This window comes from Acetobacter estunensis, from assembly GCF_019083805.1.
GTDB lineage: Bacteria > Pseudomonadota > Alphaproteobacteria > Acetobacterales > Acetobacteraceae > Acetobacter > Acetobacter estunensis_A.
In genome coordinates, this window is record NZ_JAHRDV010000020.1 from 1 (window position 1) to 26,220 (window position 26,220).

General features: G+C 58.9%; 29 protein-coding genes and 1 tRNA gene. 15 read left to right on the top strand and 15 right to left on the bottom strand.

The features are described 5' to 3' along the window. Window positions 1-101: 101 nt before the first annotated feature. Genes KUA11_RS15575 through KUA11_RS15595 form a run of 5 tightly spaced genes read left to right on the top strand, consistent with a single transcriptional unit; the run spans window position 102 to window position 3,871 of the window. Entirely contained in the window at window positions 102-1,190 is a 1,089-nt protein-coding gene (locus KUA11_RS15575; protein WP_217411802.1) for a hypothetical protein, read from the top strand. Between the two features lie 27 nt (window positions 1,191-1,217). Next, window positions 1,218-1,751: a hypothetical protein gene (locus KUA11_RS15580; RefSeq protein WP_217411804.1), complete on the top strand. Its 534-nt coding sequence runs from the start codon at window positions 1,218-1,220 to the stop codon at window positions 1,749-1,751. Between the two features lie 35 nt (window positions 1,752-1,786). Next, entirely contained in the window at window positions 1,787-2,143 is a 357-nt protein-coding gene (locus KUA11_RS15585; RefSeq protein ID WP_217411806.1) for a phage tail protein, read from the top strand. 1 nt (window position 2,144) lies between these two features. Continuing rightward, the gene (locus tag KUA11_RS15590) at window positions 2,145-3,287 is read left to right on the top strand and encodes a baseplate J/gp47 family protein (RefSeq protein ID WP_217411808.1); all 1,143 of its coding nucleotides are present in this window, start codon (window positions 2,145-2,147) and stop codon (window positions 3,285-3,287) included. 29 nt (window positions 3,288-3,316) lie between these two features. Beyond that, the gene (locus KUA11_RS15595; RefSeq protein WP_217411810.1) at window positions 3,317-3,871 is read left to right on the top strand and encodes a hypothetical protein; all 555 of its coding nucleotides are present in this window, start codon (window positions 3,317-3,319) and stop codon (window positions 3,869-3,871) included. A gap of 25 nt (window positions 3,872-3,896) precedes the next feature. Here the strand turns inward: KUA11_RS15595 and KUA11_RS15600 are convergent, their stop codons facing one another. The 3 genes from KUA11_RS15600 to KUA11_RS15610 form a co-directional block, all read right to left on the bottom strand. Beyond that, window positions 3,897-4,265 carry a hypothetical protein gene (locus KUA11_RS15600; protein WP_217411812.1) on the bottom strand — a complete coding sequence of 123 codons (369 nt, stop codon included), beginning with the start codon at window positions 4,263-4,265 and terminating at the stop codon, window positions 3,897-3,899. Between the two features lie 720 nt (window positions 4,266-4,985). Beyond that, window positions 4,986-5,060 (bottom strand) — tRNA-Val (locus tag KUA11_RS15605). Window positions 5,061-5,139: 79 nt separating this feature from the next. Next, the gene (locus KUA11_RS15610) at window positions 5,140-6,282 is read right to left on the bottom strand and encodes a hypothetical protein (RefSeq protein WP_217411814.1); all 1,143 of its coding nucleotides are present in this window, start codon (window positions 6,280-6,282) and stop codon (window positions 5,140-5,142) included. Between the two features lie 251 nt (window positions 6,283-6,533). On the opposite strand from KUA11_RS15610, the gene KUA11_RS15615 reads away from it, so the two are divergent. The 8 genes from KUA11_RS15615 to KUA11_RS15650 all read left to right on the top strand — a co-directional run bounded on the left by KUA11_RS15615 (window position 6,534) and on the right by KUA11_RS15650 (window position 12,535). Beyond that, the gene (locus KUA11_RS15615) at window positions 6,534-7,712 is read left to right on the top strand and encodes an amine dehydrogenase large subunit (RefSeq protein ID WP_217411858.1); all 1,179 of its coding nucleotides are present in this window, start codon (window positions 6,534-6,536) and stop codon (window positions 7,710-7,712) included. Then, a complete protein-coding gene (locus KUA11_RS15620) occupies window positions 7,709-8,263 on the top strand; it encodes a MauE/DoxX family redox-associated membrane protein (protein ID WP_254454982.1) in 555 nt (184 codons plus the stop codon). Before KUA11_RS15615 ends, KUA11_RS15620 begins: the two co-directional genes overlap by 4 nt. After that, complete coding sequence (gene traF / locus KUA11_RS15625; protein ID WP_217411816.1) at window positions 8,260-8,865, top strand: conjugal transfer protein TraF; 606 nt, start codon at window positions 8,260-8,262, stop codon at window positions 8,863-8,865. The genes KUA11_RS15620 and traF overlap by 4 nt, the downstream gene beginning before the upstream one ends. Continuing rightward, a complete protein-coding gene (gene mauA, locus KUA11_RS15630) occupies window positions 8,852-9,418 on the top strand; it encodes a methylamine dehydrogenase (amicyanin) small subunit (protein WP_217411817.1) in 567 nt (188 codons plus the stop codon). Before traF ends, mauA begins: the two co-directional genes overlap by 14 nt. A gap of 23 nt (window positions 9,419-9,441) precedes the next feature. Further along, window positions 9,442-9,927, top strand: coding sequence for a c-type cytochrome (locus KUA11_RS15635; RefSeq protein WP_217411819.1), 486 nt, complete (start codon window positions 9,442-9,444; stop codon window positions 9,925-9,927). Window positions 9,928-9,970: 43 nt separating this feature from the next. Then, entirely contained in the window at window positions 9,971-10,435 is a 465-nt protein-coding gene (locus tag KUA11_RS15640) for a c-type cytochrome (RefSeq protein WP_408744229.1), read from the top strand. A 111-nt stretch (window positions 10,436-10,546) separates the two neighbouring features. Further along, window positions 10,547-11,914 carry an outer membrane beta-barrel protein gene (locus tag KUA11_RS15645; RefSeq protein WP_217411821.1) on the top strand — a complete coding sequence of 456 codons (1,368 nt, stop codon included), beginning with the start codon at window positions 10,547-10,549 and terminating at the stop codon, window positions 11,912-11,914. 21 nt (window positions 11,915-11,935) lie between these two features. Beyond that, a complete protein-coding gene (locus KUA11_RS15650) occupies window positions 11,936-12,535 on the top strand; it encodes a thioredoxin domain-containing protein (RefSeq protein WP_217411823.1) in 600 nt (199 codons plus the stop codon). 43 nt (window positions 12,536-12,578) lie between these two features. Here the strand turns inward: KUA11_RS15650 and KUA11_RS15655 are convergent, their stop codons facing one another. The 12 genes from KUA11_RS15655 to KUA11_RS15710 all read right to left on the bottom strand — a co-directional run bounded on the left by KUA11_RS15655 (window position 12,579) and on the right by KUA11_RS15710 (window position 24,322). After that, window positions 12,579-13,829, bottom strand: a complete 1,251-nt coding sequence (locus KUA11_RS15655) for a cytochrome c (RefSeq protein WP_217411825.1) — start codon at window positions 13,827-13,829, stop codon at window positions 12,579-12,581. Further along, on the bottom strand, window positions 13,826-15,997 hold the full coding sequence (locus KUA11_RS15660) for a xanthine dehydrogenase family protein molybdopterin-binding subunit (RefSeq protein WP_217411827.1): 2,172 nt from the start codon (window positions 15,995-15,997) through the stop codon (window positions 13,826-13,828). Before KUA11_RS15660 ends, KUA11_RS15655 begins: the two co-directional genes overlap by 4 nt. Continuing rightward, on the bottom strand, window positions 15,994-16,455 hold the full coding sequence (locus KUA11_RS15665; RefSeq protein ID WP_217411829.1) for a (2Fe-2S)-binding protein: 462 nt from the start codon (window positions 16,453-16,455) through the stop codon (window positions 15,994-15,996). The genes KUA11_RS15660 and KUA11_RS15665 overlap by 4 nt, the downstream gene beginning before the upstream one ends. A 203-nt stretch (window positions 16,456-16,658) precedes the next feature. After that, window positions 16,659-17,279: a ubiquinol-cytochrome c reductase iron-sulfur subunit gene (gene petA, locus KUA11_RS15670; protein WP_217411831.1), complete on the bottom strand. Its 621-nt coding sequence runs from the start codon at window positions 17,277-17,279 to the stop codon at window positions 16,659-16,661. A gap of 13 nt (window positions 17,280-17,292) precedes the next feature. Further along, on the bottom strand, window positions 17,293-18,072 hold the full coding sequence (locus tag KUA11_RS15675) for a cytochrome c1 (RefSeq protein ID WP_408744228.1): 780 nt from the start codon (window positions 18,070-18,072) through the stop codon (window positions 17,293-17,295). Further along, complete coding sequence (locus tag KUA11_RS15680; protein WP_217411832.1) at window positions 18,069-19,313, bottom strand: cytochrome b; 1,245 nt, start codon at window positions 19,311-19,313, stop codon at window positions 18,069-18,071. The genes KUA11_RS15675 and KUA11_RS15680 overlap by 4 nt, the downstream gene beginning before the upstream one ends. A gap of 120 nt (window positions 19,314-19,433) precedes the next feature. After that, the gene (locus KUA11_RS15685) at window positions 19,434-20,408 is read right to left on the bottom strand and encodes a hypothetical protein (protein WP_217411834.1); all 975 of its coding nucleotides are present in this window, start codon (window positions 20,406-20,408) and stop codon (window positions 19,434-19,436) included. 160 nt (window positions 20,409-20,568) lie between these two features. After that, window positions 20,569-21,291 (bottom strand): CHAP domain-containing protein, encoded by a 723-nt coding sequence (locus KUA11_RS15690; protein ID WP_217411866.1) that lies wholly within the window; start codon window positions 21,289-21,291, stop codon window positions 20,569-20,571. A gap of 299 nt (window positions 21,292-21,590) precedes the next feature. Continuing rightward, window positions 21,591-22,565, bottom strand: a complete 975-nt coding sequence (locus KUA11_RS15695) for an NAD-dependent epimerase/dehydratase family protein (RefSeq protein ID WP_217411836.1) — start codon at window positions 22,563-22,565, stop codon at window positions 21,591-21,593. Between the two features lie 39 nt (window positions 22,566-22,604). Then, a complete protein-coding gene (locus KUA11_RS15700) occupies window positions 22,605-23,102 on the bottom strand; it encodes a DUF192 domain-containing protein (RefSeq protein ID WP_217411868.1) in 498 nt (165 codons plus the stop codon). A gap of 100 nt (window positions 23,103-23,202) precedes the next feature. Further along, window positions 23,203-23,868 (bottom strand): MBL fold metallo-hydrolase, encoded by a 666-nt coding sequence (locus KUA11_RS15705; protein ID WP_217411838.1) that lies wholly within the window; start codon window positions 23,866-23,868, stop codon window positions 23,203-23,205. 43 nt (window positions 23,869-23,911) lie between these two features. Further along, window positions 23,912-24,322 carry a host attachment protein gene (locus KUA11_RS15710; RefSeq protein WP_166315599.1) on the bottom strand — a complete coding sequence of 137 codons (411 nt, stop codon included), beginning with the start codon at window positions 24,320-24,322 and terminating at the stop codon, window positions 23,912-23,914. 155 nt (window positions 24,323-24,477) lie between these two features. Between KUA11_RS15710 and KUA11_RS15715 the strand changes: the two genes are divergently transcribed. Together KUA11_RS15715 and KUA11_RS15720 are read left to right on the top strand one after the other, a co-directional pair. Further along, complete coding sequence (locus KUA11_RS15715; RefSeq protein ID WP_217411840.1) at window positions 24,478-25,572, top strand: XdhC family protein; 1,095 nt, start codon at window positions 24,478-24,480, stop codon at window positions 25,570-25,572. Then, on the top strand, window positions 25,569-26,198 hold the full coding sequence (locus KUA11_RS15720) for a nucleotidyltransferase family protein (RefSeq protein WP_217411842.1): 630 nt from the start codon (window positions 25,569-25,571) through the stop codon (window positions 26,196-26,198). Before KUA11_RS15715 ends, KUA11_RS15720 begins: the two co-directional genes overlap by 4 nt. The last annotated feature ends 22 nt before the right edge of the window (window positions 26,199-26,220 follow it).

The following is a 26,220-nucleotide window of genomic DNA, read 5'->3' on the forward strand; positions in this document are numbered from 1 at the left end:
TCGTGGACGTTCGACATAATATCGGCCATGAAGACATCCTTGGACAGCCCTGTTGAGACACTTAGCGAAGGAGGACAGGACACGTTTCGGCGGATCTTTTTATGCCTTCTTCGTTTCTGACGACGCAGCTTTCTTCAGGGGTCATTCGACCCCGACTGAGCGTGCAATATGGCAACACCACGCTTCCGGTGCCGCAGCGTGTTGAGGTGCGTACGTCACGCATGGCGGAGGCGGCGACATTTTCCGCTGTGTTTGCGTCGTCTCTTTCCGCTCCATTACAGTTGAATCTGGACAGCAGTTCATCGTTCCAAATTTTCCGTGGATTTTCCGATGACGACCTCACGGGGAACTCTTCAAGTCAGACAAAGCTGTTTTCCGGATCTATCGATCATATCGAATATCATCCCTCATCAGGGACTGTGCAGGTTTCTGGGCGTGATTGGTCGGCCGCTCTGATGGCGCTGGAACTTTCCGGACTTTCCTTCATGAATATGAGTGCCGCGGAAGCCATGACCCAGCTTGCTCAATCGGCGGGACTGGAAGCAGATATCGATGCTACCGACGGATTTGTCGGTCAGTTTTATCAGTACGAGCACAAGGCCCATGGTCTAGCGGGCATGCATCGCTACCAGACGGCATGGGATTTCTGTGTCGGGATGCAACGTCATTATGGTTATGACTTGTGGGTCGATGACCGCACCCTTCATTTTCGTAAGCCTGATGAAAATACCGATATCATTACATTGAACTGGAGCGATGGGCAGACGTCTTCATCGGGTGTGGATGCGGCAGTACTCGATATGCGGATGTCTCATAGGCCTCTGTATACGGAAGGTGTGAGCGTGACGGTCTCGGCCTGGGATGCGCGCCAGAAGGTCGTTCACTCCGCAAGCTGGCCGGAAGGAGCGGCTTCCGGCCAGATGTTTACGTTTACAGCCCCTGTTGGAACCACGCTCGACCAGTGTCTAGTGCTGGTAAAACAGCGCTATGGCGAACTGGCTGCGCATGGTCGCACCATTCGCATGGACGTTAATCCCGCTCTCGATCTGTCAGTGCGGCAGAAGGTGCGGATACAGGGAACCGCCACATCTTTCGATGCGCTGGTCTACACCATTGATGAAATTGTGCAGTCTTTTGCGGAGAAGCATGCGACGCAATCTCTCATGCTGCGTCCACGTGACATTCAGTAACTTCAGAAAAGCCACAGGACAATGTCATTGCGCGGTTCTCTTGACATGCTCATGCACGCCCACACTAATCGGATTGCCAGAGCCCGCTTTGGCGTAGTCAGTGCAGCAGATGCGGCTTCCGGTTTGGTAAAAGTGCGTTTGCAGCCGGAAAATACCGAGACGGGCTGGGTCTGTGACACCGCCTGTTCCGTGGGAGGCGTGACCCTTTACGCGCCATCAGTCATTGGCACGCATGTACTCGTGGAAACGGCGCAAGGAGACGGTGATAACTACGTCGTGGTTGCCCGTGTTTTCGATGCGACCTCGCCCCCGCCTGAATTTGCGGCATTGGGCGATAAAAAACTGATAGCGGGACAGGTGGGCATACAGTCGGGTTCGACCGAATTTGTCATGACAAATTCAGGAATTTCCATGATCGGAGATGTCTCCATTCAGGGAGATGTGACGGTCTCCGGCCGTGTCACTGCCAAGGATGAAGTGACAGCTGCGGGGATCGCTCTGACCTCGCATGTTCATGGGGGTGTGAAATCCGGTCCGGATACAACCAGTGGGCCTCAGTAAACGCACAATATTAATTTGGGGATTTATTTTTATATATGTCAGATATTTCTCATGTTGTAGGGGCCGACATTTCCGTATCGGACAGCGGTGATCTTCTGGTGGCGTCCAATGCCGATCTTGGAAACCAGCGTGTGCTGCGCAGATTGTGTACCAACGTGGGCGATTACATCTTTTCATTGGAGTATGGCGCAGGACTGCCGGGTCGGGTGGGAGGAACGGACACGCAGGCGGACATCGAAGCGATCGTGCTCCAGCAAATGACGTTGGAGAGCAGCGTTTCACAGACGCAGACGCCTTCCGTGGCACTCACTACTCCAGCTCTTGGAACCCGTCGAATCAGCATCAGTTACATCAGTACGGCCACGGGCGAGACATCATCGGTGGAATTGTGAGATGAATCTTTCACTACAGAATTTCTCCACGCTGGTGGAAAATGCATCTGCGACAGCAAAAAGTGCCTGTTCGTCTCTTCTTGATTTCTCGACCGGTTCCGTTCTGCGGTCATTGTATGAGGGCAATGCGACGGTAGCTTTATGGCTGCAATATCTGCTTCTGCAGGTGCTTTCCGTCACGCGGCTTTCGACGTCTTTTGGCACGGATGTTGATTCATGGATCAGCCAGTTTGGTATTTCGCGTCTGGGCGCGACATATGCGACCACGACTGAAACGTTCATTAGTCTTTCGCCTGATTCCACGTCGGCTGTGGTTCCTGTGGGGGCGGTCGTCAAGACAGCGGATGGAACCGTTTCTTTCTCGGTAACGGAAGATACGACCAACCAGTACTGGTCCACGACAGCGGGAGGATATGTACGTCCCCAAGGGACAACCTCGATCACCTGTCCCGTGGTTTGTACTGTCGCGGGGTCTGTGGGAAATGTGTCGGCAGGTTCGGTCAACCTTCTGGGAACCCAGATTGCTGGCATCGATACCTGTACAAATCTGGCTGCCGCCGCCAATGGTGCCGATCAGGAAAGCGGTACAGCGGTCAAGAATCGTGTGGCACTGTGGTTTGCTTCTCTCGCTTCTGCCACGTTGACGGCCATTGAGGCGGCGATTTCGGGTGTTGCGTCCAATCTCAGCTATCAGGTGGTGGAGAATCAGACGGTGGAAGGCCTGTATCGTTCAGGTTTTTTCTATGCGGTTATTGATGATGGGTCCGGCAATACACCGCAAAGTCTTTTGGAATCGGTGGAAACGGCCATTGAGGCAACAAGAGCCTGTGGAGTTGAAACATCCACCATTCGCGCGACGGTCATCCCGGTGACGATCACACTTTCCGTAAGTCTGGCAACGGGGGTGGCTCTGGCAACCGTTCAAAACGCGATCGTCAATGAGATTACCAACTATGTTGACGCACTCGCTGTGGGAGAACTGTGCCAGTACACCCGCGTCTCCAGTATCGCTGTACAGGCAGCGGGAAGTCTTGTCAGCAGCGTGGGCGTGCTGACCATCAATGGCCAGACATCCGATGTCGGTGGGAGCACGGCCACAGTGGTGCGTGTTGAAGCTGTCAACGTGACCCAAGCGACAAGCTGAAAAGGCATCAGAAAATGGCAACTGGAGATTTGGAAGATATTGCAGCGCGTATTCGTGCTGTATTGCCTGCCTCATGGTTTCCATCTGTGGCAGAGAAAAATACGCCTGTTCTGGATGGTGTTCTGGCAGGTCTGGCATGGCCATGGACTGTGATGTACGGACTGCTGACCTATATCCGTAACCAGAGCCGCCTTCAGACCAGCACCGGCAACTTTGTCGATATGGCCGCTACGGATTACTTCGGTGATTCGCTGCCGCGAGTGAGTGGTGAAAGCGATGCTGATTATATTGCGCGCATTCAAAAAGAGTTCGTGGTCAAGCGTAACACGCGGGCTGCATTCGAGGAGCAGATCGATAGCCTGACCACCCAGGGACGGATTTTTGAACCTTGGCGTGCGCCGGACTGTGCTTGCTATGGGCGGGACGCTTTCAACGCGGACACTCGCCGTTACGGTTCCCGCTCATCGTCCGGGTGTGTTTTTGTGGAAGTCGATGACGCGAGTGCCGACAGAAGCGCCCTTGCAACGGCGCTACTGAAGACAAAAAGTGAAGGGATCGATGTGTTTATCGCTATCAAATCTTGAGAATAACTAGTTTGTAAGATCATTCTTATGATTTTGAATGCGTATTTGCTCGTTTTGTCATTTCTGCCCAGAACTCGGTCACCGCTGTGGACAATTCCCAGTCGGGATGTTCCGAACACTCTTTCTGCACGGATGTCGTGACCAGTCGGACATCCGTGATTTCGGGCGTTTTGTAAGCCTGATTGCCTTCGTTTTGCTCAATGGCATCGGACGCGGTTGTGAGACCGGAGAAAAATCCCAGAACATTCTGACCCACGGGTTGGCTGGGATCGAAGGAAAGATGCTCCACTTCCGAGCATCTGGATGAAATGAAGCCCAGACCCTGCGCGCTGGCATGAGCCTGTCCACTGAAGAGAGCAAGGGCAAGGAGGGGAAGCGCGGCGATGGTTTTCAACGCTGTAACTCCGGTCAGAACTCAATGAATGCAGCGTAGATTCCATTCGTTCTAAAAATCAACATTCATTTTGATCTCGAATTGTATTCGAACTTTTCGCTGGCGAAAAAAGCCCTTCTTCGGACCTTGAACCTATGAGCGGTGCTCATTTTTCTGAACGAATCATTCTGCCAGATTACCGTCCGATATCCGGATGCGGTCGCGAGGTCAGTTGAGTTTGTCCAACTGTCCGGACAGTTGGCTATGATCTCTTCCGCCTGTTCCAATATAAGGGAATAGGCGGAAGAGAAAAGGATGGTGCGACAATGGAAATATTTGTCAGTTACAGGTTCTTAGTGCCGATTTGACGCCGGTTGTGTCGTCTGGAGCCTGAGGTAAATCGGTTGGGCAGCCTGCATGTTGCATTCCGCAGGCGGTTAGGAAAAATACAAGACCAATGGCCAGTAATTTGTTCATGTGAACTCTCCGTAAATGTTTGCGGAGGTTACGCTTTGCCCTGCGTGCTGGAAAGGGCGCTGCCATCTATTGAGTGGAATAGGCCCGAACCGGTCGCTCTCGTTTTCATTGGCTTGGATCAGTTGATCGGAAGAAGTGCGAGGAAGAGGAGATGATGTGGCGGAGTGTATAAATACGCTTTTCGCCCGAACAGATTTCTACATGCCAAATTTTCTCTGAAGAATCTGGCCCAGCTTTATTTTGAGGAGAATTCTTGCGAAACCGTGGTGGGTGCGACAGGGATTGAACCTGTGACCCCCGCCGTGTGAAGGCGATGCTCTACCGCTGAGCTACGCACCCGGTCTCGATGCGCTGCTCATACTGACATATGGGAAGGAGCGCAAGAGGACAGAATGATTTTCTTTTCCCTCGTATGATCTTACGGCGCTACATATTCGACATAGACTTGGCTTTCGGTGTTGAAGGGGCGGGGGTCCGTCATATCTCCGCTTGGGATGATGGCATCGACCAGGCAATCGCCTTCATGCACCACCATCGGCAGTCGACCGGGGACAGCCACCGCTGGGCCGACTGTGCTTTGATCCCCAATACCTCCCAGATCGACCGAACCTATTTTCACAGCGTCAGTCCAGAAGGCGGAACTCATGTTGGGATGGGACGCGGTGCCGCTCAGATCGTTCCACATGAATTTACCGGGAATATGATTGTGGAAGGCGCGCTGGCAACTGTCCTTTGTATAGACAAGGATGTTGTGGGTTATGTTCCATTTCCCCGTAGTCGCCAGTGGAAACGGCCGGTGAGGATCACTGCTGGCGGTCGCGTTCCCAAACACATGCAGAATGGTTGAGCCGGGAGGAATCTGACCTCCTTGGTGAATGGGTATGCCGACATAAGCGTTGAGAGATGGCGCATCACGGTTGTTGACGCTCACAAGAAACTCGGCGTCCAGCCCTGCGATCTGGCCTTTTTGTGCTGTGGTGCCCGTTGGAAGCAGGGAGCGCGTAAGAGAACGCGCCTCTGATTCCGTGTCATAATCGACTGTTATATGAGCGCCCATCGTATATTCGCCATTGGCAAAATCGCTGCCGTCAAAATTCATGAAAAGGCAGCTTCCCTGTGCAGCATGGACCTGAAGTGGCACGGGAAACGTGTAATCGAAGCTGAAGGTCTTGGTGCCAAGCTGTATCTGTTTGAGGATGGTGGCGCCCAGTCCGAAGCTGTCATAGCGATTGTAGATATCACTGTAATCGTTCTGTTTTTCACCATCGACTGGGCAGTGTCCATTGCGTGCGATGGTCAGGCTGAACAGCGTTTCAGAGGAAATCGGCTCACCAGCCTTCTCGCCTTTCCGAGTGATGGTGAAGACTGTGCCATGAACGCGCTTGATCCGCGTGGCATCCGTCACGGGCAGGAGAGGGAAGGAATTTTTCACGAAGAAATCCGTCGACCGCTTGGTGAAACTGAGATCGCGACTCACCGTTTGTTCCGCATGAACCGGCGATGCCAATTGCGTCCCGCACAGCAGGAGTCCAAGTGCTGCAATCTTTTTTCCGTCATTCATGCTGGCGGCCTCCTTGCTCTATGAGACGTTGGAGGCTCCATGCACCATTGCAAGGTCCTGGCTGTCAAAGATTTATCCGTCGCATACTGACAGGGATGTCGCGTTTATGCGCGAACAAAATGTGACATTTTCTCTTGCCGAAATGGCTTCTTTAGTTAACATTCCAAAATGTTGCGAAACCGATAGAAAAGAGTCACATGACCCTCCCGAATTCGCGTAACTCCGCTGGCCGCCGCGTAACGCGCGCCGCCATGCTGTGCTCGCTGGCGAGCGGCCTTGCCCTGCTGGCTGGAGCCACTTCCGGCCGGGCGGAAGTGCCTGTCCTGCAGACGGAGCAGAGTGATACCGTCAAGCTGGCCCCTTGGTCAGCGCACACCATCCTCGTGGTGGACGCTGTCTATCAGCACAACAAGGACGGCCGTACCTATATAGTGGATGCCGACAAGGGGCGTCTTCTGGGTATGGTGCAGGCCGCCTATAACGCCAATGTCGTGATGACGGCCGATGACGCCAGCAAGTTTTATGTGGGTGAAACCACATGGGAACGTGGCAATCGCGGCGAGCGGAACGATCTGCTGGCCGAATACGATTCGTCCACGCTCCAGATCATCGCAGACGAAAAACTGCCGTCGCGCGCACTGGTTACGCCCAAGCGCAACGATCTCGCGATCAGCGCCGACGGCTCGTATGTGTATGTCTATCAGATGAGCCCGAGCAACGCGGTCGAGGTGGTGGACACCAAGACGCACAAGGTTACCCAGACCGTGGATATTCCCGGCTGCGCATTGGCCTACTCGTGGGGCAATAGCGGTTTCTCATCGCTCTGCGCCGACGGCACTCTGGCCAATGTGAGCCTGGGTGCGGATGGCAAGCCTTCCATGACGCACACAGCAGCATTCTTCGAACCCGATCATGACGGGATCTTCGAACAGAGCCCGTCCGTGACCAAGGACGGAAAGGCGTGGTTCATCAGCTACACCGGCAAGGTGTACGAGGCGACGCTTGGCGCGGACTCCACGGTGGCCAAGCCATGGTCGTTGCAGGAAGGCGCGGGTCTGAAGGCCGCTCCGGACTCTTCCAAGCCTTTTGAAGTCACATGGCGTCCGGGCGGCTGGCAGATGGCCGCGTTGCACAAGAGTACGCACGAACTTTACGTGTTGATGCACAAGGGCACGTTCTGGACGCACAAGGACGGCGGCACGGAAGTGTGGGTGTATGACACCGAGACCCACAAGCGTCTGCGCCGGATGCCGTTGCCTGTGGCAAGCCCCATGGTGGGCGTGACACAGGACGACAAGCCGCTGATGTTCGCCACCGATGAAGATACGGGCGACTTTTTCATCCTCGATCCGAAGACCGGCAAGCAGCTTCGTAAGATGAAGGCGCTTGGTGGCTCCCTGATCTTCACTCTCGCACCCGGTGAAGGATGAGGCCGGAGGTCTTCGGTGTGATGACGGAAGGCGTGTCGGCTGTGTGCGCGGGGGGCATCGGAATGATGTTTCTCGTGGCGGGCATCGCCAAGCTGCGCGAGCATGATCTGTTTCTTGGCGTGCTTGCGTCCTATCGCCTACTGCCCGACTGGACGCTGGAAGGCGTGGCGTGGGGATTGGGTGTGCTGGAAGTAGCCGCGGGGGTTTCGCTTCTGTCGGGTTTGGGCGCGCCTCTCGGTGGTATGCTGGCCGCTCTGATGCTGGTGGTTTTTGCTGTTGCCATGGGTGTCAATGTGGTGCGTGGACGTGCGGATCTTTCGTGCGGCTGCACGCCGGGGATGAAAGGGCAGCGCCTTTCGTGGGCGCTGACCTTGCGGACACTGGCGTGCGTCATGCCTGCGCTCGCTCCCGTCATGATGATGGGCGAGAGTGGCTCACTCTTGCTGCAGGTGGAAGGCGTGGTGTCCGGCGTGGCCCTGTGGCTGCTGTGGCAGTCATTGCGTGCTGTGGACAGTGAGGCTGTGAGCCTTGCCGAAAGTGGGCACGCATGATGCTGGCTCTTGTCATCTGGCAGGTTATGCTCACGGCACTGCTGGCTGTGCTTGCCGTTACGCTGTTTGCGCTGGCGCGGCAGATTGGCGTTCTGCATGAGCGGATGGCGCCCATCGGTCCACAAGAGGCGCGGTCCGGGCTGGAGGTGGGGCAGGTGGTTCCACGTCTGGTGCTGCACACACTCGAAGGTGCTCCGGTCGTCATCGGAGATCCACTGGCGCCCGGTCATTTCCAGATGTTGCTGTTCGTCGCTCCGGAATGTCCTGTCTGCAAACGGGTTATTCCCGTTGTCCGGCAGATGGCTGCGGAACGGGGCTTCGAGCTTCTGTTTGTCGGAGATGGGCCGGAACCCGAACTCAAGACCATGGTGGCCAGTCGCGCCGAAATGCAAGGAGTTCCGCTTCTGACGGGCGTGGAACTCGGACTGGTTCTCCAAATCAACCGTCTGCCCGCGCTGGTGGTGCTCGATGAGCACGGCACCATCCGGGTGAAGGATATCGTCAATACGCGACGCCAGATCGAAGGGTTGCTGGAGGGCATTGCCGCTCCAGCGCCGCAGGCTCGCGCCCAGATAGGGGAGATTTCTCATGCTGCCGTCTGAGACTGCCACAAAGCAGGGCTCCCTGCTTGATCGTCTGACCGAATCCGTGCTGCGCCGCATTGCCGGGCACAGTTCGCGTCGTGACGTGATCACCAAGATTGGCGGAGCTGTGGCTGCCGCTCCGGCCTTCATGCTGTTGCCCGTCAGCCGGGCCGACGCGGCCAGTGCTAAGCCGAAAGCCATGACGCCATTCGGTTCCAAGGCACAGGCGAAGGATGAAAACGCCTGCGATTACTGGCGCTACTGCGCCATCGACGGGAACCTCTGCACGAGTTGCGGCGGTGGTGTGCACAGCTGTCCGCCGGGCACGGCTCCGTCGCCCACCTCGTGGATTGGCAGTTGCTACAATCCGCAGGACGGCAATTCCTACATGATTGCTTACCGCGACTGCTGCGGACAGGATTCCTGTAACGAAGTGACGTGCCTCAATACGGATGGGGACCAGCCGTCCTATCGTCCGATGGCGAACAACGACATCATCTGGTGTTTCGGTACCGGAACATCGGAGATGTACAACTGTTCGACCGCCGCCGTGATCGGCAAGGCGTCCTGAGACACGAATACGAAGAACGGATCATGAAGCTTACAAAAAAGACTTTCGCTTTCCCACTTCTTGCGGCTCTGGCGGCTGGAGTTGCTCTTTCCGGCTCCGCTCATGCGGCAGCGGACGGGCAGCAGCTCTACAACGCCAATTGCAGTCTGTGTCATCAGGTCGGTGGAGCGGGCGTTCCGGGCATGTACCCTACTCTGAAAGAGCGCATCGGCACCATTGCCTCCTCTCCGGAAGGCAAGACCTATGTCATGCACGTTCTGCTCAACGGTCTGTCCGGCACCATCAAGGCTGGTGGTAATTCTTACACGGGTTACATGCCGTCTTTCGTGGCGCAGACGGATGAAAACGTCGCGGTCATCCTGACCTATGTGGCCTCGCTGGGGGATGCAAAGCCGGCTCCCATTTTCACGGCGGATGACGTGAAGGCGGCGCGGGCTGCCGGAACACTGGCGCCTGCTGCCATTCTGGATGAGCGAAAGAAGCTCGATGCTGTCCACCCTATTCCGTAAGGCTGTCGGAAAGCGGCTTTGCCATTGGTCCCTTTATGGGCTGATGGCAGCCGCCATGGGAAGTGGTCTCATGGTGGGGGCGGCTCGTGCAGCCGATGCGGTTCCCGGTGCGACAACTCTCGATCATACGCAGGTGGAATATGTCTCCCATTGCGGCGGCTGCCACGGCATCGAGGGAATATCGGGCAACACATTCGTGCCGACCATGCGTAACGCCGTGGGCGCTTTCGCCTGCACGGACGAAGGGCGCGCCTATCTCATCCGGGTGCCGGGCGTGTCGATGTCATTGATTCGTAACGATCAAACGCTTGCGGATGTGATGAACTTCGTGATGTTGCGTCTGGCGGGAAGCAGTCTTCCTTCGAACTTTCATCCCTACACGGCCTCGGAGATTCACGACCTTCGGCAGCACCCTCTGTCGGTGCCGGGTTTCATGAAGCAGCGGAGCGAAGTGCTGGGACGTGCCCTTGCGGCCTGCTCCAGCAAGAAAAGCGGAAAGGAGGGATAGGAGGGGCAGAAGTGTCTCTCCACAGCAAGGGCCGCTTCTTGAATGCAGGAGAATGCCCTGTGCCGACAATCTGTTCCGGTATCATATCGAAAATCAGGGAGTTCCTGCCGTATGAAGTTTTGCTATCGCCTGTCCATGGGGGCCTGTTTCGCCCTTCAGCTTGCCTCCGTGCCCGCCTTTGCTCAGGAGCGTCTTACGCCCGAAGAAGCTGGTCGGCCGCTGGTGAGCGAAGAAACAGCGGCAGAAAAGCAGGACGCGGCGAAAGCGGAAGTAAATCTCAAGCCACCGGAGAGCCACAACTGGTTCGACGATCTGGAAGGCCATATCGTGGTCGAGGCGGGTGTGAACGGCAATCCATGGACACATACTGGGCGCAACTGGGCCCAGTCCTACGTTGACCGGGCCAATACCGCGACGCTCAACCAGATTACCGGCACGCTCTCCCATCCGGTCTCGGATCTGGGAGATGGGTATGGCCTCGGGTTCGTGTTCGAGGTGCTTTACGGTTCCGATGCTCGGTTTAACCCGACGATCGGCATGGGCGACGGCAATCTGACCGGCATGTATCAGTGGGCGCCCACGCAGGCGCATATCGACGCGCATCTTCCGTGGTTTACAAAGGACGGTGTCGATCTCCAGATCGGCCAGATGTACGGTATGCAGGGCTTCGAGGGTACGGACGCGCTGGAACGGCCTTTCTACAGCTACAATTATTCATCCGATTTCATTGTGCCGTTCGAAGTGGTGGGTGTGACCGCAACCGTTCACCTTGCAGAGCATTTTGACTGGATTTTGGGGGTCAACGCGGGCAACTCGACCACGTTCGGTGGCGCGAAGAACAACAGCCGTCCCAAGGGGTATTTCGGATTTGCCTTCAACGGTCTGATGGATGGCAAGCTGGATATCACCGCGACCGCCTATCTTGGCCCGCAGCAGAGTGTTTATGCCATCGGCCGCGAGGCTAATCATGCAATGGAATACATCGGAGATCTGCTCGCCACTTACAAGATCGATGACAAGACCAGCGTGACCCTCAACGGCACATATTTCCATGACGATTACCTGCAGGACGACGTCTATGGCGTGACCGTCTATTACGCTCACGACTTTTACCCGTGGTTGACCTTCAACGCTCGCGGTGAAGTCTTTCGTGACAACAACGGTGGTGTGGTCGGCAACAACATCGGCACCATGTCCTACGTCAATGAACTGCGCGGCCGGAATTACGCGTATGACTACGCTCCCGGTACGACCTATGGCGAGCTGACGGTGGGCGTTTCCTATCGGCCCCAGTTCATCAATGACAATCTTGCCAAAGGCAGCCTGACCATTCGTCCCGAACTCCGTCTGGACAAGTCGCTCAATGGCACGCGTCCGTTCAACCGCACGTCGGCCACGGATACGCCGGGTGTGGGGTATGCTGACAAGGGCATGAACAACATGTTCTGGTTTAGCTGTGACGCCATCTGGGCGTTTTAAGAGGTTCGGATGATGCCGCTGATGAATATTCTGATCGCGGGGAATGTGCTGCTGACGGTCGTGCTGGTGGCGGCGCTCTATGTCACATGGCGCGTCATGGCCCGCGTGCGGCAGCTTTTTCGGGAGGTGGCGCCGGTGGGCGCCCTGACCAATTCACGCGGACCGCAACCGGGTGAAGCCACTCCTTCGCAACCGTTTCATCTTCTCAACGGCGGCACCATTTCCCTCGCGACCGGCAAAGGGCCGCGGCTGCTTCTGTTCGTGTCGGCTACTTGTCCGGTCTCGCGCAAGGTGATCCCCATCGCGCAGGATTTCGCACGGCGTGAGCAGGTTGACCTTCTGTTCGCGGGAGATGACACGCAGGCGGTGCAGGAGCGTTTTATCGCGGCATCCGGCATGCCTGCGGATCATTTCGTCAATGACCCCGCGCTTGGCCGTGCGCTGGAAGTGGACAAGTTGCCGGCCGCGTTTCTGCTTGCTCCGGACGGCGTCCTTCTCGCGCGCGGGTTGGTGAACAGTCGCGAGCATCTGGAAAGTCTGCTCAACGCTTGGGAAAGTGGTTTCGCCACCGTGCAGGATTACATTTCCCACACACGCAGGCAGAAAACCGCTCTGGCATGAATGCTCGGTGCCCTGCCTGATTATGTCAGGCAGGGCACCGAGCTTATTTGGCGTTCATCGCCTTGTTCAGTGCCGCTTCTGAAGGCGTGGCTTCAGTGAAATGAGTCATGACGAAGCTGGCGATATCCGTCAGATCTTTCCGGCTGTAACCTCCTCCCGCAAAGCCCGGCATGGTGTGTGTGCTGCCGTCTTTCGTCGTGAGGGACGATCCGTCCATGATGATGCGGATCAGGTTATTTCCTTCATTGGCGCTGAGGGAGCGTGCTCCTGCGATACTGGCGTAAGGTGTCTGTCGTCCTGATCCGTCCGTCAGATGACAGCCCGCGCAGGCAGAGACGAACAGGCGACCACCGCGCGTATCCTGAGGTATGTTCGCATCTCCCGTGATCGGTGTGCGGGATGGAGCTGGGGCATCCTCGGAGGCGATGGGCCTGAGATCACGCAGATACACCACCATCGCATGCACATCTTCAGGCGTGAGATGACGCAGGCTATAGGTAATGACTTCGGCCATATCGGCAGACGCCGTGCCATGACCGTCCGCGTGACCGGTGGCGAGATATTGGGCCAGTGCCTCGTCCGTCCATCCGCCAATGCCGCTCGTGCGGTCAGGCGTGATGTTATAGGCGCGCAGTCCGTTGATTGTGTTGCCTGCAAAAGCGCGATCTGTAGACAGACCGGAGGTCAGGGTGCGGGGTGAATGGCAGTCCGCACAGTGTCCCGGTCCTTCCACGAGGTAGCGACCTCGGTTCCATTCGGCTGACTTGCTTGGATCGTCCGGATAGGAAGAGCGCGGTCCGTTGAGCAGGTTCCATCCGATCATGATTGCGCGGATGGAAAACGGAAAGCGCAGCCTGTTGGCGGGTGGCGTGTTGGCTGATTTGGGGACAGTCGCCAGCCATGCCCGAAGATCTTTCACTTCGGCCGGGCTCATTCGCGCGTAGGCCGGATAGGGCATGGCGGGATAGAGATGCTTCCAGTCGGGGGAGATGCCTTCGCGAACGGAGCGGATGAATTCCTTATCGGTCCATTTGCCGATGCCGTGCTGCGGATCGGGCGTGATATTGGAAGAATAGATCACGCCCATGCCCGGCACATTGAAGGCGCGACCACCCGCAAACGGAACACCGCCCGGCGCGGTGTGACAGGCTTCGCAGTCTGAGGCGCGAGCAAGGTATTCGCCTCGGGCAATGGCGGTACTGTCTGCGCGTGCGGTGTTCAGGGAGGAAAGGAGCGCCAGCGTGGCGAGGCCTGTGCCGGTCAGCAGGGCACGCGCGTGAGAAAAGCGGCTCATTTCGCAGCCTCCTTCTCCAGATTGCGGGGAGAAAGCAGGGGAAGCGTGCGGTAGCGATGACCCTGTGCTGCCGCCATGGCGTTGGCGAGTGCCGGTGCCGCTGCGGCTGTGCCGACTTCCCCGATACCGCCGGGGTCTTCCGAACTCTCCATCAAATGCACATCGATCCGGCGCGGGGCCTCGTTCATGCGCATGACGCGCCATGTGTTGAAGTTTTTCTGCTCCACCCGTCCGTCTTTGAGTGTGATCTCATTGTAGAGCGCGGCGCTGAAACCGAAGATCAGACCGCCTTCGATCTGTGAAATCACCTGATCCGGATTGACGACCTGTCCGCAATCGACTGCGGCTGTGACACGATGGATGATGACGGCGTCTTTCTCTGGCATTTCGATCTCGGCGACAGTTGCCATGTAGGAACCGAAAGCGAACTGGAGCGCTACGCCACGCGCTCGCCCTTGAGGCAGGGGCGTGTTCCAGCCCGACTCTTTCGCGACACGGTCCAGCACGGCCAGTGCGCGCGGGTTGTCTTTCACCATCTCGCGGCGATAGGCCACGGGATCAATGCCTGCGCGTCCAGCCAGTTCGTCGATGAAGCCTTCCACAACGAACAGCCCGCGCGTGCCGCCCACGCCGCGCCACCATGCAGTGATGACCCCCGGAGCCTCCCGACGGGCAAATTCGAGACGATACGCCGGATAATTGTAAGGAGTGATGAGCGTGCCGACCGAGAGGTCTTCATCGTAACCTTCCTTGGTCAGCTCCGGCGGATCCCAACGTGCGACCACGGCGGGACCGACCACGCGATGTGTCATGGCCGTGACGTGGCCTTTCTCGTTCAGCCCCGCCGTTACTTCGTCCACATAAGCCGGGCGGTAGCGATCGCGGGTGATGTCTTCCTCACGGCTCCAGACGATCTTGAGTGGATAGGGCACCTGTTTTGCGAACTGAACGCATTGCGTGATGTATTCATGCTCCAGCCGTCGCCCGAATCCGCCCCCGATATACTGGCTGTGAACCGCAATCTTTTCCTTGGGCAGCCCTGTGATCTCAGCGGCAGTGTCGCGCGCGCGATCCGCGACCTGCGTGCCGGTCCACACGTCGCAACCATCGGGCCGTACGTGAGCGGTGCAGTTGATCGGCTCCATTGTGGAGTGAGCGAGAAGCGGTTGCTGATAAACCGCGCTGTAATGAGCGTGAGATTTTGCAATGATGGCTGGCGCGTCGCCCTTGAGGCTGGGAACGATGGCTGGTCCTTTGAGGCCGTCGTGCAACTGGTCATAGACAGTCTGGGTCGTGACCTTGGCGTTCTCACCTTCGTTCCATTCAAGGTGAAGGGCCATCAGTCCCTTATGGGCCGCCCAGTAATGGTCTCCTACGACACACACAGCATCTTTCGCATCCGTGACGAGAACGGCCACGACACCCGGCACGGCCATGGCCGCATCGCGGTTGAAGCCTCTCAGAGTGCCGCCGATGACAGGGGATGCCGCGACCGTGCTGATCTTCTGACCGGGGATCTGCACATCGATGCCGAAGACCGCGCGTCCCTCCACCTTCACGATGCTGTCGAGCCGATGCTGGGGCTTGCCGATCAGGCGATACTGGGCCGCGTTCTTGAGTTGCGGCTCTTTGGGCAGCGGCAATTTGGCGGCATCCGAGGCTACGGCGCCGAACGTCAGTCGCAGCCCGGAAAGATGTCGGATTGTGCCTGATTCGACCGTGCAGCTTTCCGGTTTCGCGTTCCAGCGTTTCGCGGCGGCCTGCACCAGCACGGTTCGGGCGGCAGCTCCGGCTTCGCGCAGCGGTTTCCATTCCGTCATGATGGACATGGAACCGCCAGTGATCTCCGCTCCTCCGCCGGGAGGGGCGGCTTCCATTTCAATCTGGTTGAGATCGACACCCAATTCTTCGGCGATCAGCATGACCGAGGAGGTGTAGATACCTTGTCCCATCTCGATATTGGGCAGGATGAGCGTGATACGGTTGTCAGGGGTGATGCGGATATAAGCGTTTGGCGCGAAGGGGGCTGTGCTGTCTTCCACGAGCATCCCGGCATCGGCACGGACGCCTTTGACTGGCCAGAGAGTCGCCAGAAGAAGACCGCCACCGCCAAGGAGAAGACCGCGTCGTCCCGTGTGCGGCCCACGGCTGGGTGCGTTTTGCGTCATGCCACGTCTCCCGCTGCCTGATGGATGGCTTTGCGGATGCGCATATAGGTGCCGCAGCGGCACATGTTGCCGGACATGGCGCTGTCGATCTGCTCGTCACTCGGGTTGGGCGTGGAGCGGATCAGCCCGACTGCCGCCATGATCTGTCCGGGTTGGCAGTAGCCGCATTGCACGACATCGAGGTCGATCCACGCTTTCTTCACAGCATGGACGACGGGATCGGCCTCATCCAGAGCCTCGATGGTGGTGACGGCACGGTTGCCGATTTCTCCCACGAGCAGCACACAGGCTCTCACGGGACGGTTGTCCAGATGCACGGTGCAGACGCCGCACTGCGCGATACCGCAGCCGAACTTGGTGCCGTTCAGGCCAAGCACATCCCGCAGGACCCACAGCAAGGGGATGTCCGGCTCGACATCCACCGTGTGCGTCTGTCCGTTCACGCGAAGTGTCAGCATGAAGGCTCCCTCTAATTTCTCGTTTTGTAATGAAATCATTACATGCGGGAAACGCGGGAGGAAGGAAGAAGATGCGTTTTTTCAGAAAAAACAAAACATCTTCTGTATATGAAGAAACATAGATGAGATGTTTTTTGAGGCTGACGAAAGAAAATCCGTATTAGAACACCGCCATCACATGTGTGACGACGGTGAGTTGGAGGTCAGATCTGCACGATGGAGGAGAAGTCGAAAGACTTGCCCTGCGGGTTCTCACCCAGTCGCAGCGTTGTCGCGCTGGTCATGACGTGCGGAGGCACCGGCAGGTTGTAAGGGGCGGGCACACCTTTCCGCACCCGTCCGGCCAGATCGAATTTCGAGCCATGGCAGGGGCAGTTATAGCGGCCGCCGTTTGGGCTTCCTGTTGCAGCTTCATAGGCTGGCACGCAGCCCAGATGCGTACAGACACCGACATAGACGCCGTACTCCGGCACCAGAGATCGGTGCCAGTTGCGGGCATAATCGGGCTGCTGGACGATGCTGGAATCCGGATCGCGCAGATCGGCAACGAGCTTTGCGTCCTGCAATGCCTTCAGGTCCTCAGGGGTGCGGCGCAGGATGAACACGGGCTTGCCCTGCCACACGGCGGTCATCTGCTGACCGGGGGCGAGTTTGGAGATGTCCACATCGACCGGCAGATGGGCGGATGCGCTGTCCTGTGGTTCCAAGCTCTGCACGAAGGGCACGGCGCAGGCGCAGGCGCCCGCTGCTACGCCTGTCGTGGTGACAAGACCGAGAAAATCGCGACGGCCGGGTTCAGGGGTGTCGGTGGTGTCTTGGCTCATGGTTCGCCCGTTCTCACTGTGCCTTCACGCGTTTCCAGGTCTTCAGCTTCCAGGCAATCGCGAGGCCGAGAAGGAAGAGAAGATAGAGCACCGTCGAGACGCCGATCCGGTGGCGCTCGTTGCGATGCGGGTCCGACGCCCAGACGAGGAAGGTCGTCACGTCGCGGGCCTGCTGTTCCACGGTCGCCGGTGTACCGTCGGGATATTGGATCATCCCGTTCATCAGCGGCGGCGGCATGCCAATCAGATGCCCGTCCACCCAGTCGTTGTAGAACTTGCCCGGCACCATGGGAGCGCCAGCAGGCGGCGGCATCTTGTAGCCGGTCAGGAACGCATAGAGCCAGTCCGCGCTATGGGGTTGGATGGCCGCCAGCCGCGACTGGTCAGGCGGTGCGACCCCTCCCATGACGGCCGCTGCTGCGGCTTCGCTGGGGAAGGGCGAGCGGAAATGATCGTCCGGCAGACCCGGACGCATGGTTGACTGGCCTGCCACGTCCGGCGGCCCGGCAATCATCTTGGAATGTGCCAGATCGGTGATGGCCTGCTGGCTCATCCCGATGCCACGTAGGTCGTTGTAGGTCAGGCTTTTCATGCCGTGGCAGGTCGAGCAGATGCGGTCATAAACCATGAAGCCGCGCTGTAGGCTGCCCTGATCGAACCGGCCCAGAGGTCCGTCGAAACTCCACGTTTGCTGAGGCGGCACAAGAGATTCAGGAATGGCGGCCTGCGCCGAAGCACTCGCCGCAGCCAGTCCGGCGACGACCAGCAGGGTGCTGAGGGGGCGCGCCATCATGCGTCTCCTTGTGTCGCGGCTGCGATGGAGGAGGGCAGCGGGCGTGTCTTTTCGATACGTGATGCGAGCGGCAGCAGCACGAGGAAGTAGGCAAAATAGTAAAGCCCTGCCAGTCGTCCGACGAGCATCCAGCCGCCTTCGGCATGGTGCTTGCCTGCCGCGGCCAGCAGCACGAAGGCTGCCACCAGTCCGAACAGACCCACGCGGCAGATGGGCCGGAAACGCGCCGAGCGTACGGGCGAGCGGTCCAGCCAGGGAAGTGCGAACAGCACGAGCAGAGACGCAGCCGAGATCACGAGGCCGCCAAACTTCGACGGCACGGATTGCAGCAACCCATAATAGGGAAGGAAATACCACTCAGGCTCAATGTCGGCAGGTGTGTGCATCGGGTCGGCCGGAGCGTAATTCGCCGCTTCCGTCAGAATGCCCGGCCAGAAGAACATCAGCGCCGAGAACACCAGTGCGAAGATCAGCAGGCCAACCAGATCCTTGGTGGTGTAATAGGGGTGGAAGGTCAGCGTGTCCTTCTTCGTTTTCGGTTCGATACCCAGCGGATTGTTGGAGCCGCTGAAATGCACGGCGGCGACATGTAGTCCCACCACCGCCACCACGAGAAATGCCAGAAGGAAGTGCAGGACGAAGAAGCGGTGCAGGAAGACATCGCCCAGATGATCACTGCCGGTCAGGACGTGCTCCAACGTGTCACCGATCAGCGGCACGGCGCCCACGGCCTTGGTGATTACGTCCGCCCCCCAATAGGACATCTGGCCCCATGGCAGCATATAGCCTGCGAAAGCCGTCGCCATGACCATGACCAGCAGAATGAGGCCGGTCAGCCACAGGATCTCGCGGGGCGCCTTATAGGAGCCGTAATACAGGCCACGGAACAGGTGGATGTAGAGGGCCGCGAGAAAGAGATTCGCGCCGGTCATGTGCATGGCCCGCAGGAGCCAGCCACCCGAGAGCTGCCGGTCGATGGCCTCGACAGAAGCGAACGCGCCGGCACTGGTGGGTGTGTAGTTCATGGCCAGAAACGTGCCGGTTGCCAGCATGAGCAGCAGCACGACGGTCAGAATCGCGCCGAAGTTCCACAGCCAGTTCAGATTCCGGGGCATGCGGAAATCGATGTATTCCGCGCGGAAAGCGGAGATGACCGGCAGCCTGCGGTCGATCCATCCTGTCAGACCGGATCCGGTCGATGCGGGCGTTGAACATTCGCCCGTGTGGTCGGGCGTTTTCATGCGGGAAATCCAGGTTGCACGTGTCGTTCCGGTTCAAATCGATGACCGGCGCAACCTATCATGTTGTTTCGGACATGACACGTATCTGTGTGTTTTCATGTCCGAGGTCGCACGAAGAGTTCAGTCCTCGCGGCAGGGATGGCTTCCCAGACGGTCCACGATGGCAAGTTGCACGGTCTGGCGTGTTTCATCCACGCTGATGAACACATGCATCCGGGCGCGACGCTCGATTTCCACGGCCTCGGGGCAGGCGTTCGATCCGCAACAGCCGGTTTCACGCATGAGATCGCGCACGGTCAGGCGGGATTGCACGGCTTGGCGCGCCACCCGGAAAGCAAGGCTGTTGACGATCGCTTCTCCCTCCAGCCGGCCATGGGCGCTGCGATGTTGCAGAAGTTCGGCGCTGGCTTCGCGGTAAAGCGCGAAGATGTGACGTTCACAGCAGGCGTGAAAATGCCGTTGGTGCCATGATCGGGCGCGTTCGTGCTCGGCCTGCGCAAGTGAGGCATCCCGCGCGGCTTCGCGGTCTCCGGCGTTGCGGGCGCGCAGTGTCCGGGCCGCCAGCCATGCCCCGGCAAAATCCGGCCAGGACGCTTCCTCCCATGTCGGAGCGCAGCCTCTCAGGGCGTGGGCGAGACGGAAGCGTCTCTGACCATCCACGCCATAAAGGATTTCGGCCATGCGGGGTTCGGGATCGTGTCCGAGGATCAAGATGGTGCAGGCGTCACCTCCATGCAGATGGCGCTGGAGCGTGAACAGGTCATAGAAGGTGTCGTCTTCTATGGAGCGTTCGGTATGCGCTCGCACATGCGCCAGAAAGCGCGGGGCCTGTATTTCCAGAGTGCTGCGCGGACAGAAATCGAAGTTCCACCACCGTGACATTTTCACGAGATGAAAGGCAAGGGCATCGCGCAGATGGAGCAGAGCCTCGGGGCGTTCGCCATGTTCGCACAGGAACTGCACGTCGCGGAAGCGGGTGACGAGGCGGTTGATCTGTCCGATGAAGGGGCGGGAGAGACCGAGATAGGAAAGAAGCTGCTCCGGACGGGAGCGCTCCAGATGCCATTCGGTGGTGAATTCCGTTGTCGTGTTCATGACGGGCGAACTCCTGACGCGGCGGGATATGTTCACCATATTGCAAATGATAATCGTTATCAATTATCATCCGCGTAATTGCTGTCATGCGGGCAAAAGAAAAGCCCGCCGGGCACGGGGCCGGGCGGACTTTGACCAGAGCGAGGAAGAAAGCGCGGTTTTAGCTGTGCCGCGCATGTTTCCGGAAATGTGCATGACGGCGGGAAATGACAGCGCGAGGAGCGGGGGCGCGATACCCTTCTTCGAGTGTGCCGACCGTCTCGGGAGCTTCGGCCACCTGCTGAAGACCGGGGTCCATCTCGAACCGCTCTGCGGATGCGGTCATAACCGGGGAAGCGCCTTCGCTACGCGGATAAATGAAGCCGAATGTGGGGTAGATCGATCCGAACGTGCCGTTGCGTCCGTTCAGTTCCACCCGAACGGCGGACCAGTCGTTTTCGGGAGACACATCCACCACGCGCACATTGCGACTGATGCCGTTCTGGGCCCAGTGCGACTGATCGATGAGGATCACACGGTCGTTGACGCGCCCCGTGACGACCGCGACATGTCCGAGCGGCATGCGACGAATGGGCCGGAAATTGAGCACGCTGCCGACTTCCGGTGCGGCGCCACGGGCATAACGACCGGCGGCATTGTGCCACCAGTCACGAGCGTTGCCATGCAGATCGACAGCGGACTCGGCCTGCGCAAACGCCACGCACTGAATCACATGGCCGGAGGAATGAATGCGGCCCCAGTGGCGGTGCGCACTGCGGGATGAGGCGACATTGAAAGAAACGGAATGCAGATGACCATGCGCGACTTTGTGCGCGTGACGAACGCGGGCTTCGCCCGGCGTGGAATGAAGGAAGTTCGCGGCAGTCATGGTGACGGTCGCCATCATGAGGTGACGGACGCGCAACTTCCTCTTGTCGTTCATCTTTCTGTAGTCCTGCCTTTTTTCTGCAGTTCTTGGGTAGCAAGCCCCATTCGGGGCTGACAAGGGTGTGAGGGAGACTGAATTGTTCCCAAAGGCGATATTGATACAGGCGCCTGCCTGAATGGACGCGAAATAGGAATATAATCCTACAACAATGAATGCGCCTAAACATTCCGCAATGTCATGGGGGGCATGAACGCAGGGTATTCCTCTTCACGTGCACGCTACTTCCCCAAGATATGCGCGTACCGATTCGGTATTCAGCCTGCTCGTTGCATGCGGTCGAGAAACCACTGTGAAAACGTGGCAAGACCACTTTCTAGATCAGTGGATGGCTGCCAGCCGGTGAGATCACGAATGCGGTCGATGGATGCCCACGTATATTCCACGTCGGCTGAAGGACGAGGCGTCAGACGGATATCCGCCCTGCGGCCCAACTGACGTTCCAGAATGCTGACCAGCCGCGTGACAGGTTCCGGGGCGTTATTGCCAATGTTGAGGAGCCGCGCCCCATCTTTGGGAGGATGGTCCATGACCTGCACCACGGCCTCCACCACATCGTCCACATGCGTGAAGTCGCGCGCGAGATCGGCCCCTTCATAGAGCGTCACCGGTTCCCCGGCGAAAATGGCACGTGCGAACTTGTAATAGGCCATGTCAGGACGCCCCCACGGCCCATAGACCGTGAAAAAACGTAGCCCCGTAACCGGCAATCCGTGCAGGTGATGATGGCATTCGGCCATCAGTTCACCGGTTCTTTTGGTGACGGCATAGAACGAACCCGGACGATCCACCCGATCGGTTTCACGGAATGGGAGCGCCGCATTGCGTCCATACACAGAGGATGATGAGGCATAGACCAGATGGCGTAGGGCGGGCAGATGTCGCGTCAGTTCAAGTATTGCGAGCTGCCCCTGAATGTTGGCGTCGATGAAGGCCGCCGGCACTTTCATGGAATGGCGCACGCCGGCCTGTGCCGCGAAGTGCAGCACGTTGGTGATGCTGCGTCGCTCATGTGCTGGGATGCAGGCCATCAGATCGTCCTGAGCAAGATCAACGCGCAGGAAGGAGAAGTTGGCGCTCTCCTGAAGAATGGCCAGTCGGTCCGTTTTCAGCGTTGGGTCATAATAGGTGTTGAGATTATCAAGCCCGATCACGCGCTGGCCATCCGCCAGCAGGCGCCGGCACACGCTGAAGCCGATGAATCCGGCCGCACCCGTAACAAGAATGGTCACGTGCCGGCTCCATCCTTGCGATGTGGAGCGATCACGTCCTCAGCCGGCATGCGGCGTCGGGGCGCCAGTGGTCGTGCCATGAGCGGGCGTGTGCGTGAGAGACGGCGACGTCACGACATCGCCCACTGTAATGCCGAGTTTCGCTGTCAGGCCGCCCTGCAATTCCAGCGTGGCCGCGACGGGGCCATGGCTGCTGATCCGCGCAAGGCTTTGTGGAACGGCGTTTTCAGTGATGGATGTGATGTGTCCGTCCGCGCCGATAAACACGATGTCGAGCGATACGAGCGTGTTTTCCATCCACATGTCGCTCTGCTGAGGCTGATCCCACACAAACAGCATGCCCTGATTTGCGGGGACATTGGTGCGGAACATCTCGCCCACTTCCTGCTCGTGGGGGGTTTTGGCCAGTTCCACCGTGAAATCGTGCGTGCCGTTGGCGGAACGGATGCTCAGCTTTTCCTGCGGCAGCGTGGGTTGTGCGGCGGTTGGCGCACCCGATCCATCGGCGTGGGCCATGGATGAGACGACGGCGGGCATCAGGCCGGTGACGAGCAGGCCGGAGAAAAAGAGTGTGCGGAAGGAATGACGGGTCACCGGATCGTATGCCTTATCGATAATGGAAAAAAAAGAGCGGGTTTTAGCCCAGAAAACGGTTGGTTTCGCGTTCTATCCCGATCGTGGTGGGCGCGCCATGACCGGGGACGACCACGACGTCATCGCCCAGAGGCAGGATATGTTCGCGAATGGCGGAGACCAGCATCCGGCTGTCGCCATACGAAAAATCGGTGCGGCCGATGGTGCCGCGAAAGAGGGTGTCCCCCGCAAAGAGGATGCGGTCCTCGGGATCGAAGAAAACGACGTGTCCGGGAGTATGACCCGGAACGTGCAGGACTTCGTAGCGGCGTCCAAGAAGATCGAGCGTGTCGCCGTGATGCGTGAAACGGTCGGGACTGACGCTGTGCAGGTCGGTCAGGCCGAAATGGCGAGCCTGTTCCTCGACCGAACGCAGCAGGAAGTCGTCTTCCTCGGTCGGTCCGATGATGAGGGGCGGACTGTCTTGTTCTGCCGCGAGAAGATCGCGCAGGGCAGCGGCCCCCCCCACATGGTCGAGATGTCCGTGTGTAAGCAGCACGGCCTCGACCGTGAGCGCGGCATCGCGGATGTGTCGGAAGAGACGCTCGGCATCTCCTCCGGGATCGACCACGATCGCACGGCCCGTTTTCGGATCGGAAACGAGGGAGCAGTTCTGATGAAAGGCCGTGACTGGAAAACGTTCCGTCTTCAGGCGGTCGGAATCTGTCATCGAACGGGTCTCCCTGTTCCGATAGTGAGCGGGTGAAGGCCGATCAGGCCGTCTGCCAGCCCGTCTCCGGGATGTCGAAATGGGAGACGAGATCGTTCGTCGGGATGTTGATCAGATCCTTGTCGATGGACTTGATCAGCTTTGCCTGCGTGGGCTTCGCGAGGTGTTCGCGGATGACATGCAGAACCTTCGCCGGAGCGGCGAGGACGAAGCCATCGGGGGTGTTGCTGCCGTGCAGGGCGTCGTTCATCCACTTGGCGACGCGACGACCGAACTCTTCCTTGTGGTGATCGGCCACGGAGAAATCGCCACGCCCGTTGTCGGACGATCCCGCGATCTCGGCCGCTGCAAACGAGGAGACCTCGTGCATGTGCCCGTCCTTGTGATGCAGGATGCGGGCCTTGCCGCCATCGGCGACGATATAGACGACCTTGCCGTCGAGACTTTCAGCCATCGTTCATGCTCCATGTCTTCTCGTGGTGTCCAAAGGCGCAGCAACTGGCGGATTCGGACCATGGTGGGAGATAGAACCCGATCAGGAGCGGGAGCAACCCCCCAATGCATATGGGCAGGGTGAAGCCTCGCCCGGTTCGCTGTATGCTGCCGAATATGACGACGTCTCCTCTCCCTGCCCGAATCAATAGCCCCTGGAGCCATGCCCTGCGCTGGATGGAGGAGGGGGAGAGCGTGGCGCTCGCCACCGTCATCGCGACGGGTGGGCGTTCGCCGCGCCCGGTGGGCAGCGTCATGGTGATGGCCGGCAATGGCCGCGTGGAAGGCTCCGTCAGTGGAGGATGCGTGGAAGCGGACGTCATGTCGAATGCCCGCGAAATCATGATGGGCGATGCGCCCCGTGTCCTGACCTATGGCAGCGCGGAGATGGGGCTGTGGTCCGTCGGTCTTGCCTGCGGTGGCCGTCTGGATGTGCTGGTCGAGGCAGTGCAGTCGTCATCTGCACCGCACGGCACGTTCCCGATGGACTTTGTAAGGCACATTGTCACCGCCACGGGACAGGGGCGACCGGCGATCCTTGGCTGCGCGCTGGATGGAACCGGGCACATCCTGCTGGAGAGAGAGAATGATCTGCTGGTGTCGGGGGCGGTGCCGGAAAATCTATCCGCGATGTTGCAGGAAAACGGCTCTGCCCGTGTGATTGCGGGGACGCCGGAATGGTTCGTGCAGACGGTGCGTCCTTCGCCTCGGCTGCTGATTGTGGGGGCGGTGCATATTGCGCAGTGCCTTTCCGACATCGCAGCGCGTTCCGGCTATGACGTGACGATCATCGATCCGCGCGCCGGTCTGGCAACGCCCGAGCGTTTTCCCGGCGTACGGCTGATGTGCGACTGGCCGGACGAGGCACTGGCGGAACTGGCTCCGGATGCTTCCACCGCCATCGTGGCGCTCACGCATGACAGAAAACTCGACGATCCGGCGCTGTGCGAAGCGGTGAAAGGATATGCTTTCTATATCGGTGCGTTGGGATCGCGCGGAACGCACGCAAAGCGGTTGTCTCGGCTGCGCGATGAAGGCGTGGAGGACGCGGCGCTTGCGCGGATACGCGGTCCCGTCGGTCTGCCTATAGGTGCGATTGAGGCGGAAGAAATCGCAGTCTCCATCATGGCCGATATCGTGGCTGTGCGCCGTGGTGCGCCGCTTGCGCAGGGAGTGACGTGGTGGTCTCCGCAGCAGCAGGTCGGTGCGTGAAGGACGAGAGTGTCGCCGTCGTTCTCGCGGCCGGGCGATCCTCCCGCTCTGGAAATCAGCACAAACTTCTTGCGCGGGATGCGGCTGGGCAGACCATGCTGGCGCGCACACTGACCCAAGTGCTTGGGAGCCGCGCGGGAGCCGTGTGCGTGGTGCTGGCACCTGATGGAGAGGGTCTGCTGACGGCCGCGTATGCAACCTCTCCTGCTCTGCGAACGGCGGGGCAGCGGCTGGACGTATGTGTCGCGCCGGATGCGAGAGAGGGCTTGTCGGCCTCTCTGCGCGCAGGCGTGAAATGGGCAGAAAGCCGGAACACCAGCGCGGCGCTCATCTGTCTGGCGGACATGCCGTTGGTCAGGACGGGCGTGATGGACGATTTGCTGGCGCGGTATCGATTGGGCGGAGTGGATGTCGTAGTGCCCGAATATGACGGGCATATGGGCAATCCGGTGGTGTGGGGAGCGGCCTGTTTTCCGGCTCTACAGGCTGTGGACGGAGATAGGGGCGGTCGCGTGCTGCTGCGCTCGACCAGTCTGCGACAGGCGCATGTGGCTGCGGATGCGGGCGTGCTGGAAGATTTCGACACGCCAGAAGCGTTGGAGCGGTTTGTGGCCTGTCAGGGCTGAAGGTGCAGGCTGTTCGTAGAGG